The organism is Pseudomonas violetae, from assembly GCF_023072615.1.
In the GTDB taxonomy this organism is placed as follows: domain Bacteria; phylum Pseudomonadota; class Gammaproteobacteria; order Pseudomonadales; family Pseudomonadaceae; genus Aquipseudomonas; species Aquipseudomonas violetae.
Window position 1 is genome coordinate 100218 of record NZ_JAKNRW010000003.1, and the last position, 12522, is coordinate 112739.

The following is a 12522-nucleotide window of genomic DNA, read 5'->3' on the forward strand; positions in this document are numbered from 1 at the left end:
ACCCCGTTCCTCACAAAACGATAGACGTAAAAAAGCCCCGCATCTCGTCAGGAGAGCAGGGCTTTTACATTTTTTGCTTTAGATCTGTTCAGCCCACAGGTCGTATTCGTCGGCGTCGGTCACTTTGCACCAGACCTTGTCGCCCGGCTTCAGGTTGCTGCCGTTGTCGATAAACACGTTGCCGTCGATTTCCGGGGCATCGAAGAAGCAGCGACCCACTGCGCCTTGCTCGTCGACTTCATCGACCAGCACTTCGATTTCGCGGCCGACGCGCATTTGCAGGCGAGCCGAGCTGATGGCCTGCTGGTGCGCCATGAAGCGGTCCCAACGGTCTTGCTTGATCTCGTCCGGCACGATCTCCAGGTCCATGTCGTTGGCCGGGGCGCCATCGACCGGCGAGTACTGGAAGCAGCCAACGCGATCGAGCTGGGCTTCGGTCAGCCAGTTCAGCAGGTACTGGAAGTCTTCTTCGGTTTCGCCGGGGAAGCCGACGATAAAGGTCGAGCGGATGATCAGGTCCGGGCAGATCTCGCGCCAGTTCTTGATGCGCGCCAGAGTCTTGTCTTCGAAGGCCGGGCGTTTCATCGATTTCAGGACTTTCGGGCTGGCATGCTGGAACGGGATATCCAGGTACGGCAGGATTTTCCCGGCGGCCATCAGCGGGATCAATTCGTCGACGTGTGGGTACGGGTACACGTAGTGCAGGCGGACCCAGACGCCCATGGAGCCGAGGGCTTCGCAGAGTTCGGTCATGCGGGTCTTGACCGGGGCACCGTTCCAGAAGCCGGTGCGGTACTTCACGTCGACGCCGTAGGCGCTGGTGTCTTGCGAGATCACCAGCAACTCCTTGACGCCGGCCTTGACGAGCCGCTGGGCCTCGTCGAGCACGTCACCGATCGGACGGCTGACCAGCTTGCCGCGCATCGACGGGATGATGCAGAAACTGCAGCTGTGGTTGCAGCCTTCGGAAATCTTCAGGTAGGCGTAGTGGCGTGGGGTCAGCTTGATCCCTTGTGGCGGCACCAGGTCGATCAGCGGGTTGTGGTCCTGGCGCGGCGGCACGGCGTCGTGCACGGCGTTGACCACCTGTTCGTACTGTTGCGGACCGGTCACGGACAGCACGCTTGGGTGAATGTTGCGAATGTTGCCTTCTTCAACGCCCATGCAGCCGGTCACGATGACCTTGCCGTTTTCCTTGATGGCTTCGCCGATCACTTCCAGGGATTCGGCCTTGGCCGAGTCAATGAAGCCGCAGGTGTTGACCACCACCACGTCGGCGTCCTGATAAGTGGACACCACGTCATAACCTTCCATGCGCAGCTGGGTCAGGATGCGCTCGGAATCTACCAGTGCTTTGGGGCAACCCAGGGATACGAAGCCAACCTTTGGATTGGCCGGCGCAGGAGTGGTGGACATGTCTAACCTCGGTATTTGTGACGCCTGCGCCCGCTAAGGGCGAGGCGGCTGACGGACGCTTTATGGCGTCTCTGATCAAAAAGTGCGCAATTCTAGCGATGGGACGCGCTCTTGACCAGCTTTATGCGGGGAAATGCGACGAGTGCTGCGCTATGCTTCGCGCCTCGATGCTTTGCCGATTTTTTACAGTCAAGAAAACGTCTGTAACGTGAAGTAAAACAGCGCATGCTCCGGCAAAGCATAGTGCTTCTTATCAGTAGTCCAGGTCTGAGTAGTAGGAGTTTTGGATGGGGCAGGCAAGTAGTCATGCGGCGGGCGCTGAGCATTCGGCAGCAAGACCGATCGGCATGCTGGTCGCGGCGGTCGGGGTGGTTTACGGCGATATCGGCACGAGCCCGCTGTACACCCTTAAAGAAGTGTTCTCCGGTGGTTATGGTGTGCCGGTAAGCCATGACGGGGTGTTGGGCATCCTGGCGCTGATTTTCTGGTCACTGATTTGGGTTGTCTCGATAAAATACATGATGTTCGTGCTGCGGGCCGACAACCAAGGCGAGGGTGGGATCATGGCGCTGACGGCCCTGGCTCGACGCGCCGCCGCGGGGCATGCCAGGTTGCGCAGTCTGTTGGTGGTCTGCGGCTTGATCGGTGCGGCGCTGTTCTACGGCGACAGCATGATCACCCCGGCGATTTCCGTGCTGTCGGCGATAGAGGGCCTGGGATTGGCCTTCGATGGTATTGACCACTGGGTAGTGCCGCTGTCATTGGTGGTACTGGTGGCGTTGTTCCTGATTCAACGGCACGGCACGGCGCGCATCGGTATTCTGTTCGGGCCGATCATGGTCACCTGGTTCCTGGTGCTGGGCGCCTTGGGCGTCTACGGCATCCTGCAGCACCCCGAGGTGTTGCAGGCGATGAACCCGGTATGGGGCGTGCGATTCTTTGTCATGCATCCGGGTGTAGGCGTCGCGATCCTGGGCGCCGTGGTGCTGGCATTGACCGGTGCTGAAGCGTTGTACGCAGACATGGGGCATTTCGGCCGCAAGCCAATCGCCCGCGCTTGGTTCATCCTCGTACTGCCGGCATTGATGCTGAACTACTTCGGCCAAGGTGCGTTGCTGCTCGGCGATCCTGAAGCGGCTCGCAACCCCTTCTATCTGCTCGCGCCAAGCTGGGCGTTGATCCCCTTGGTGGGCTTGGCGACCATGGCGACCGTCATTGCCTCCCAGGCAGTTATTTCCGGGGCGTTCTCCTTGACGCGCCAGGCGATCCAGCTGGGTTACATCCCGCGCATGCACATCCAGCACACCTCCAGTGCCGAACAGGGCCAGATCTACATTGGCGCGGTGAACTGGTCGCTGATGGTCGGCGTGATCCTGCTGGTGCTGGGCTTCGGTTCCTCCGGCGCGCTGGCCTCCGCTTATGGCGTGGCCGTAACCGGCACCATGTTGATGACGACCATTCTGGTGTCGGCGGTGATGCTGCTACTGTGGAAGTGGCCACCGGTGCTCGCCGTACCGGTGTTGCTTGGCTTCCTCCTGGTGGATGGCCTGTACTTCGCGGCCAACGTGCCGAAGATCCTCCAGGGCGGGGCGTTTCCGGTGATTGCCGGTATCGCGCTATTCGTGCTGATGACCACCTGGAAGCGCGGCAAACAGTTGCTGGCCGAACGCCTGGACGAGGGCGGTTTGCCGCTGCCGATCTTTATCAGCAGCATCAGCGTCCAGCCACCGCACCGGGTCCAGGGCACTGCCGTGTTCCTGACCGCCCGCCCCGACGCTGTGCCCCATGCGCTGTTGCACAACCTGCTGCACAACCAGGTGCTGCATGAGCAAGTGGTGCTGCTGACCGTGGTATACGAAGACATCCCGCGGGTGCCGCCGAATCGGCGCTTTGAGGTGGAGTCCCACGGCGAGGGGTTCTTTCGGGTCATCCTGCACTTCGGTTTCGTCGACGAGCCTGACGTGCCGCAAGCGCTGAAGCTGTGCCATCTCGATGACCTCGACTTCAGTCCGATGCGTACCACCTACTTCCTCAGCCGCGAGACGGTCATTGCCTCCAAACTCGAAGGCATGGCCCGCTGGCGCGAGGCGCTGTTCGCGTTCATGTTGCAGAACGCCAACGGCAACTTGCGGTTTTTCAATCTGCCGTTGAATCGGGTGATTGAGTTGGGGACGCAGGTGGAGATGTAGGGGAAATTACGAAAGCCCGCTCCCACAGGGATTGGGTACAAATGAAAAAGCCCCCGCTACCGTGAGATAGCGGGGGCTTTTTTGTGGGGCGTGTCAGATCACTCCTCAGCCACCTTGTCCTTGTTCTGGCGCTTCTCGATCACGTCCACCAACTGCTGCGCCAGCTTCGGATAGTTCTCATCAAAGTGATGCCCGCCCGGAAGCTTCAGTGCTTCACCCACGGCCGTCTTGTCGGTGCAGCCGCTTTCATCGGCCTCCTCTTCACCGTAGATGCACACCACTTTCTCTGGTGGCAGCTTGGCCATTTCCGGGCCGGTGGCGGCTTCCTTGCCGGCGTTGCCCAGCCAGCCTTCGACTTCGATCTCGAAGCTGCCGGTGCGGGCGAAGGCCAGCAGGATGATAGCGTCGACGCGCTGCTGCTCGGCAGGTTCCAGGCGGTTGTAAATCGCTGGCAGGACATCGGCGCCGAATGAGTAGCCGGTCAGGACGAAGCGCTTGGTACCCCATTTTTGCCGGTAGTGCTGCATCAGTTCGGCCAGATCCAGCGCGCTTTGTTCGGGGCTCTTGTGCTGCCAGTAGTAGCGCAGGGTGTCGATGCCGACGACCGGGTAACCGATTTTCGCCATCTCGCCTGCTACGTCGCGATCGAGGTCGCGCCAGCCGCCGTCACCGGAGAGGAACAAGGTGACAGTGTCCTTGGCCTGACCTGCCGGTACTTCGACTACCGGGATCTGCAGGCCACCAGCGGCCTTGTCGCCGCCGACCAGGATCTTGCGCAACTCGTTATTCAGTACCTGCGGCAGGTTGATGTCGTAGTCGCTGATGCTAGTTTCGGCATTGGGCTGGTCGCGTACGAAGCCGGCGCTGGTGTCGTCCGGGTTATCGTTCCAGGCTGCCAGCCATCGGCCGTGCGCTGCGCTTTTTGGCAGCAGGTGGGTGCAACCGGGTTTTTCCAGGGCCAGGTCCACCGAGACGGCCTGGGCCTTGTCATCTTTCTGCTCGGACAACCAGCGCCACGCCAGCACGGCACCGGGGCCGATGCCGCTGACCAGGGTCGCCGGACCGTGGAGTTCCCGCAGGCCCGATTGCAACGCGCGACTTTGCAGTAGGCAGTCTTTGGGCAGGATCACCTGGACGATCTGTGCCGAACCGGTGCGGCTCAGGGTCAGCAATTGTTTGTCGCTGAGTTTTTGTTCTTCATTCACCGCGACCAGCACCTGGGCACGGGGTGTGGTGCCGGGAATGACCCGGGTCATCGCCGCGCCGTCAGCCGGCTTGAGCAATTCAAGTGCCGGTTCCGGGGCCGGGCGCTTGAGGTACCAGTAACCACCACCGAGAATCAGGACCAGCACTACCAGTGTGGCCAGTACATACCGCAGGGAGCGTTGAATCATCAGCGTTTCACCAATCCAGTCAAGCCGCCCGCAATCAGGGCGGCAGTGTCGGCCAGGGCCACCAGCGGATCGAGTCCGGCGGGAACGGCCATATAACGGGGTTCCCAGTCAGGCTGGAACTTGTCTTTGAAGCGGCGCAAACCTTGGAAATTGTAGAGCTGCTCACCACGGCGGAAGACCATCGAACCCAGGCGCTGGGTCAGTGGTGCGCCGCGACGGGGTTGCAACCCCGATAGCGGCACCATGCCCAGGCTGAAGCGCGCGTATCCGTGAGTCTTATAATGTTGAATCAAGCCGACCATCATGAACTCCATAGTCAGCTTTGGCGCTTCAGGGTGCGCGCGCATCAGGTCGAGGCTAGCCAGGTCGTGGCCGAATGTCTCGAGCAGATTGGCGAATGCCACCGGACGGCCTTCGAAGCGGATCACCGCGATGCGGAAATGCTTGAGATAGTCCTCGCTGAAACGGCCGAGGGAGAAGCCTTTCTCGCGAACATTCTTGCCGTTCAGCCAGGCATCGGAGATCACCTTGAGCTCGTCCATCGGTGCCTGCCCAGGTTCGAAGATCTCCAACGACAGGCCATCGCGGGTGCCGCGGTTCCAGGTGTAGCGCAGGTCCTTCATCTCCTTGCCCTTGGCTTCCAGGTCGAAGCGCTGCAGATCGACCCGGGCTTCCTCGCCCAGCTTGATCGCGGTCAGGCCGATGTCCATGTAGTACGGCAGGTTCTCGGCGCGTACCTGATAGAACACGGGCCGGGCGTGGTGAATGTCGCACAGGTCGCGGAACTGCCAGATCATCTCCGCCCGTTGCTGGGCTGGCCCGATCGGGTCGTACAAGGCCACCAGGCTGCGGCCACGGCGGGCGTACATCAGGAACGCCTGCTCGTCAGGGTGGAACAGCAGCGCCTTGTCACCCGTCAGCGCCAGGCCACCGTCCGGCTGGGCGGAAGCCATGAGGATCTTCACCGCCCGCTCCAGCTCATCAGGCGTGGGCAAGTGGATCACCGGGCGTGCGGTGCGCAACAGCCAGGTCAGGGATACCACCACCAACAATACGGCGGCGCCGAGCAACGAGCGCAGCCCTCGGGGAGCGTCGGCGTCAAGGGTGAACTGCCACCAGAGTTGATGGCTGTAAGGCACATCCTGATAGGCAAACAGCAGCAGCCAGATGGACGCACCGAGGACGCACAGGCTCGACACCAGGTACAGCGGCGAGAACGGCAGTTCGGTCAAGCGGCTCGGCCGATAGAACGAGCGACGGAATATGGCCAGGAGGCTGGCGGTCAGGGTCAACAGGCAGGCTTCTTCCCAGTCAAAGCCCTTGAGCAGGGAGAGCAGGGCGCCTACCAGCAAAAGAATGGTCGTCAGCATCCAGGCCGCCGACAGACGACGGCGTAGGCCCTGGGCCAGCAGCAGGCACAGCACGCCGATCAGGCTGGCGCCGAAGTGCGAGGCGTCGACCAGACGATGGGGGATCAGAAAGCCAATGTGCTCCAGGCGGGTGTCGATTTCCGGCGTTACTCCAGAGAACAGCAGCACTACGCCGGACAGGAACACCAGCACCGCGAGGATCGGCGCGGCCAGGCCGGACGCGGCGCGCAGGGACTGACGGGATTGAAACAGGCGCTGCCCCTCGTTGATCAGCAGGAAAACGCAAGCCACCAGCAATGGCAGCACCACATAGATCAGTCGATAAAGCAGCAGTGCGGCGGCCAGCGGCGCGGCACCGAGTTTGTCGGCGAAGGCGGCGAGCAGGATCGCTTCGAATACCCCGACCCCGCCGGGCACATGGCTGAGCACCCCGGCCGCCAGCGCCAGCAGGTACACCAGCAGGAAGGCGCCGAAGGGCGGGGCTTCCGGCAACAACAGGTACAGCACGGTCGCTGCGGCGGCTACGTCCAGTGCGGTGATGATCAGTTGCAGGAAGGTTAGGCGCCGCCCCGGCAGACGCAAGGTGCGCCGCCCGGCCTTGACCAGCAGGTTATCCCGATAAGGTTGTTCCGGTAGGCGGCGGCGATAGATGCCGATGGCCAGCACGCTGAACAGCAGCAACACGGCAACGGCGATGCTACCCAGTAATAGCTCGGACAAACCCAGGGCGGTGGCGGCCTCTGACAGGTCGCTGAGGGTGGCCAGCGCCGCAAGGGGTGGCAGGGCGCAGCCAAGCGAGAGGCTGGCGAACAGCGTCATGCGCGCGACTTCCGTCGCACCCAGACCATGCCGTGCATATAGACGGTAACGCACCGAGCCGCCGGAGAGCATCGACAGGCCGATGGCGTTGCCAATCGCAAATGCGGTGAAACCACCCAGGGCGAGAATACGCGGCGCCAGTTTCACGCCGGCGTAGCGGCTGGCGGACCATTCATAGCCCAACAGAATAATGAAGCCGACCACCGTCGCCGCCAGTGCACCGAGCAAGGCAGGTTTTGGTACTTCGAAAATGGAGTCGTGCAGAGCATCCAGGTCCAGCTCGCTCAACAGGTGACGACAGGCAATCAGCGCGATGGCGAACAGCAGCAATGTCACTGCCAGGCCGATCGGTTGGCGGTATTTGCTGACCAGGTCCAGCAGGCGTAAACGCCCGGGCTTGATAGGTTGTGTCGCTGTGACGGAGTCTTGTGGATCAGACGATTTGGCGCGCATCAATCACCTCTTGGATTGTGCGCGACAGGATGGAGGTATCCAGCCAAGTTACCAATCCCTGTAGAAAAAAATAATCACAAATATTAACGCCACTCACCCTCATCAGGTGAAGGCACGCCTTCGGCCGGTGCAATGAAAGCCTGGGACCAGCATAGACCGAACTCAAGGTTCCTGTGATACCAATCAGTCCGCCACAGGGTGGCAGATCATTGTTGCGAAAGGACTTTTTCGACAGATACAAAAAAGGCCACTCTTTCGAGTAGCCTTTTTTGATGTTTGGTTGCGGGAGCCGGATTTGAACCGACGACCTTCGGGTTATGAGCCCGACGAGCTACCAGACTGCTCCATCCCGCGTCTGTGTGGCGGCATTCTACAGAGGAACGACGAGGTGTCAACCGTTAATCCTGAAACAAGCCAAATAAGCGTAAAAGAGTGATGGTCGGCGCCAAAGCAGCGCTAAGTTTCGGAATCAGAACGATTTCTGTTTTTCGGTGGTCCTGAGTGCGACGATCTATTTCGCTTCTATCTAATAGGCTAATAGGTACAAAACAGGCGCGCACAAAAAAGGCCACTCTTTCGAGTAGCCTTTTTTGATGTTTGGTTGCGGGAGCCGGATTTGAACCGACGACCTTCGGGTTATGAGCCCGACGAGCTACCAGACTGCTCCATCCCGCGTCTGTGTGTCGGCATTCTACAGAGGATGGCGGGGCTGTCAACCGTCAATCACGCGGAAAACTGTTCATGTTCAATCGCTTAGCGCAAAAACGAAGCGGCGAAAATGGCTGCAGCTCAGGCGTGGCAAGGGTTGTAGCTCTATTGGTAGGAGCTTTTCGATTGAGAAAACAAATTCATCTTTTTTCCTGCGCTTGAGAAAGAAGATACCTACTACTGGTGCTATATACAGGTGTCGATGAGATACTGCTGATCTGACTCGCTAAAATCCTTATTCGTACAATGAATCCCGCTTCTCTATGACTCAGCGAAAAATCATCCACGTCGATTGTGACTGCTTCTATGCCGCCATCGAGATGCGTGACGATCCGCGGCTGGCCGGTAAACCCCTGGCCGTGGGCGGCTCTGCGGATCGGCGGGGGGTGATCGCGACGTGTAACTACGAGGCTCGGGCCTTTGGTGTGCGTTCGGCCATGTCCTCTGGGCACGCGCTGAAGCTGTGTCCAGACCTGACGATCGTCAAGCCGCGCATGGATGCGTACAGAGAAGCATCGAAGGAAATTCACACGATCTTTCGCGACTACACCGACCTGATCGAGCCGCTTTCCCTGGATGAAGCCTATCTTGATGTGTCGGACAGCACGCATTTCGGTGGCAGTGCGACCCGGGTGGCCCAGGAAATCCGTCGACGGGTATCGAACCAGTTGCACATCACCGTCTCGGCTGGGGTGGCGCCCAACAAGTTCCTGGCCAAGATCGCCAGCGACTGGAAGAAGCCCAACGGGCTGTTTGTCATCACCCCGGGCCAGGTCGAGGACTTTGTCAGTGGCTTGCCGGTGAACAAGTTGCACGGGGTAGGCAAGGTGACGGCGGACAAACTGGGTCGGCTCGGGATTGTCGATTGTTCGCATCTGCGCGAGTGGGACAAGTTGGCGCTGGTGCATGAATTCGGCAGCTTTGGCGAGCGTTTGTGGAACCTGGCTCGCGGGATCGATGATCGCCTGGTGCACAACGATAGTCGGCGTCAGTCGATCAGTGTGGAAAACACCTACGACGTGGATTTGCCGGATCTGCAGAGCTGCCTGGATAAGCTACCTGAATTGCTGGAGACGCTGGCCGGGCGCATGGCGCGGATCGACAGTAGCTATCGACCGGGCAAGCCGTTCGTCAAAGTGAAGTTTCATGATTTCACCCAGACCACGCTGGAACAGGCCGGGGCAGGGCGGGATCTGGGGAGTTATCAGCTGCTGCTGACCCAAGCGTTCAATCGTGGCGGCAAACCGGTACGGTTGTTGGGGGTCGGGGTGCGACTGGAGGATTTGCGGGGTGGGTTTGAGCAGATGGAGTTGTTTGAGCGGTAGCGGCAAGGTTTTGAGGTTGTGGTTAATGTCATGTTGCCTTCGCGAGCAAGACCGCTCCCACAGTTGACCGCATTTGCCTTAACAACTCGGTCGCTGTGGGAGCGGGCTTGCTCGCGAAGCTTTTAAGAGGCCTTAATTCGGTCCGGGATCCGCCACCAGTCGCCCGGCATCCTTGGTCAAGGACTTGAGGAATTGGGTCTGAAGTTCCGGATCATTACGAGTCAGTTCGATCAGACTCTGTTCAAGTTCCGTGGCTTCTTCTTCCAGTCCCAGCTCCGACAGTCGTTTGACCCGGTGCACCCACTGGCTCACTTCGTCGTCTTCGAGGTCGTCGTAGATCAGGCCGTGGGCTTCGAGCAGCTTGCCGCGCAGCGAACTGCTGACGGCCAGGGATGTATTGACGTGCACCTCGTCCTGGCCGTCCGCGACACTGATCAACAAGCGGGTCAGATGATTGATGTCATGTTCGGCGAACGGGCTGTCCAGAAGATTCAGGCGCAGCACGCCATTCTTGTCGGTAGTCAGCTCGAACGTTTCCTTGCCGGCCTTGACCTGCACCGGGCGCTCGCTCCAAGGCAGGCTTGAGTACTCGGTGCGCTTGTCGAGCTGAACTTCGTCGATACCCGCCAGATTCTGCTGTGCACGACCGTGGGATTGCACGTTCATGAACGGATTGAGCCCGGCGAAACCGTAGCTCAGCCAGTCCTTGGTCACGCTGTCTGGCAGACTGCCCAAGGCAAACACATTGACCACGTTCGCGCCGACACCGGCCACCACGGCGACGGCGCCCAGAGGAATCTCGTAAGCCTCCCGCCAGGGTTGGTAGGGCGTGTAGCGGTCGTAGTGGCGAGTGACCTCGAACTCAGTGACTTCGAAGGTTTTCTGCTCTTGGATTTTCACCCGGCGTTGCGGCAGCTCAAGCACCTTGGGCTCGCCGACATCGACCTGCAGGCTGTGATCGAGCAATTTGCGCTCGACACGTTCCTCGTGCTCGCTGCGTTGTGACATTTGATTGGCACAGCCGCTGACCAGCAGGGTGCCGCACAGGGCGGCACCACCGAGGCCTAAGGTGTTTCGCTTGAACATGACTTCTCTATCTGGTGTCAGCGGCGGATACGGGCCTGGAGGAAGGACAGCACGTCAGCGACCGGCAATGCCTGCGCTTCAGGTTCGGTGCGGCTCTTGTATTCCAGGTTGCCATCGGCGAGGCCGCGGTCGCTGACCACGATCCGGTGAGGAATGCCGATCAGCTCCATGTCGGCAAACTTGATGCCTGGGCTGGTTTTCTTGTCGCGGTCGTCCAGCAGTACTTCGAAACCGGCCGCAGTCAACTCTGCGTACAGCTTGTCGGTAGCTTCGCGAACCTGTTCGTTATCGTAGCGCAGCGGTACCAGCGCGATCTGGAACGGAGCGAGGGTGTCACTCCAGATGATCCCGTTGGCGTCGTTGTTCTGTTCGATGGCCGCGGCGACCACGCGCGACACGCCGATGCCGTAGCAGCCCATCTCCAGGGTGACCGGCTTGCCGTTCTCGCCCAGCACTTCGCACTTCATTGCCTTGCTGTACTTGTTGCCCAGCTGGAAGATGTGCCCGACTTCGATGCCGCGCTTGATTTCCAGGGTGCCTTTGCCGTCCGGGCTTGGGTCGCCGGTCACAACATTGCGCAGGTCGGCAACGGTCGGAACGGGCAGGTCGCGTTCCCAGTTCACGCCGAAGTAGTGCTTGTCGTCGATGTTGGCGCCGATGCCGAAGTCGCTCATCAGCTCCACCGAACGGTCGATGATGATCGGCAGTGGCAGGTTCAGCGGGCCCAGCGAACCAGCGCCGGCGCCAATGGCGTCACGCAGTTCGGAATCGGTGGCCATGACCAGCGGGCTTGCCACGCCAGGTTGCTGGGCTGCCTTGATCTCGTTGAGTTCGTGATCGCCACGAATGACCAGGGCGATCAGCTTGCCTTCTTGTTCGGCGCGCACGATCAGGGTCTTGATGGTCTTCTCAATCGGCAGATTGAATTTTTCCACCAGCGCAGCAATTGTCTTGGTGTCCGGGGTGTCGACCAGGCGCAACTCTTCAGTCGGCGCTGGACGAGAGGTTTCCCGAGGCACGGCTTCAGCTTTCTCGATGTTCGCGGCGTAGTCGGAACTGTTGCTGAAGGCGATGTCATCTTCGCCGGATTCGGCCAGCACATGGAACTCGTGGGAGCCGGCGCCGCCGATGGAGCCGTTGTCGGCTTCCACAGGGCGGAATTTCAGGCCCAGGCGGGTAAATACATTGCAGTAGGCCTGGTGCATGCGGTCATAGGTGACCTGCAGCGAAGCCTGGTTCGCGTGGAAGGAGTAGGCGTCCTTCATGATGAATTCACGACCGCGCATCAAGCCGAAGCGTGGACGAATTTCGTCACGGAATTTGGTCTGGATCTGATACAGGTTGATCGGCAGCTGCTTATAGCTGCTCAATTCGTTGCGCATCAGGTCGGTGATGACTTCTTCGTGGGTCGGGCCGGCGCAGAAATCGCGACCATGGCGATCCTTGAAGCGCAGCAACTCCGGGCCGTATTCTTCCCAGCGCCCGGACTCCTGCCACAGCTCAGCCGGTTGCGTGCTCGGCATCAACACTTCAAGAGAGCCGGCAGCGTTCATTTCCTCGCGAACGACCGCTTCAACCTTGCGCATCACTCGCAGGCCCATGGGCAGCCAGGTGTACAGGCCCGAGGCGAGTTTGCGGATCATGCCGGCGCGCAGCATCAGCTGGTGGCTGATCACGACCGCGTCGGAAGGCGTTTCTTTCTGTGTGGCGAGCAAAAATTGACTGGTGCGCATGGTTGGCCGTTGTCGGTTGCTGATGACGA

The 12522-nt window shown here is 60.2% G+C and carries 7 protein-coding genes and 2 tRNA genes; 2 read left to right on the top strand and 7 right to left on the bottom strand.

Annotated elements, in window-relative coordinates:
* Positions 1-78: 78 nt before the first annotated feature.
* Positions 79-1416 carry a 30S ribosomal protein S12 methylthiotransferase RimO gene (gene rimO / locus L9059_RS04800; protein ID WP_247288610.1) on the bottom strand — a complete coding sequence of 446 codons (1338 nt, stop codon included), beginning with the start codon at positions 1414-1416 and terminating at the stop codon, positions 79-81.
* Between the two features lie 287 nt (positions 1417-1703).
* On the opposite strand from rimO, the gene L9059_RS04805 reads away from it, so the two are divergent.
* Positions 1704-3605 (top strand): potassium transporter Kup, encoded by a 1902-nt coding sequence (locus tag L9059_RS04805; protein WP_247288612.1) that lies wholly within the window; start codon positions 1704-1706, stop codon positions 3603-3605.
* A 98-nt stretch (positions 3606-3703) separates the two neighbouring features.
* Here the strand turns inward: L9059_RS04805 and L9059_RS04810 are convergent, their stop codons facing one another.
* From L9059_RS04810 to L9059_RS04825, 4 genes are all read right to left on the bottom strand, one after another.
* Positions 3704-4999: a virulence factor family protein gene (locus L9059_RS04810; RefSeq protein ID WP_247288614.1), complete on the bottom strand. Its 1296-nt coding sequence runs from the start codon at positions 4997-4999 to the stop codon at positions 3704-3706.
* Entirely contained in the window at positions 4999-7641 is a 2643-nt protein-coding gene (mprF, locus tag L9059_RS04815) for a bifunctional lysylphosphatidylglycerol flippase/synthetase MprF (protein WP_247288617.1), read from the bottom strand. Before mprF ends, L9059_RS04810 begins: the two co-directional genes overlap by 1 nt.
* A 277-nt stretch (positions 7642-7918) precedes the next feature.
* Positions 7919-7995 (bottom strand) — tRNA-Met (locus tag L9059_RS04820).
* A gap of 244 nt (positions 7996-8239) precedes the next feature.
* A tRNA-Met gene (locus L9059_RS04825) sits at positions 8240-8316 on the bottom strand.
* Between the two features lie 296 nt (positions 8317-8612).
* On the opposite strand from L9059_RS04825, the gene dinB reads away from it, so the two are divergent.
* Entirely contained in the window at positions 8613-9674 is a 1062-nt protein-coding gene (dinB, locus tag L9059_RS04830) for a DNA polymerase IV (protein ID WP_247288619.1), read from the top strand.
* Positions 9675-9806: 132 nt separating this feature from the next.
* On the opposite strand, the gene L9059_RS04835 is transcribed toward dinB, so the two are convergent.
* Both L9059_RS04835 and L9059_RS04840 read right to left on the bottom strand, forming a co-directional pair.
* On the bottom strand, positions 9807-10760 hold the full coding sequence (locus tag L9059_RS04835) for a hypothetical protein (protein WP_247288621.1): 954 nt from the start codon (positions 10758-10760) through the stop codon (positions 9807-9809).
* A 17-nt stretch (positions 10761-10777) separates the two neighbouring features.
* The gene (locus tag L9059_RS04840; protein WP_247288631.1) at positions 10778-12493 is read right to left on the bottom strand and encodes a proline--tRNA ligase; all 1716 of its coding nucleotides are present in this window, start codon (positions 12491-12493) and stop codon (positions 10778-10780) included.
* Positions 12494-12522: the final 29 nt, after the last annotated feature.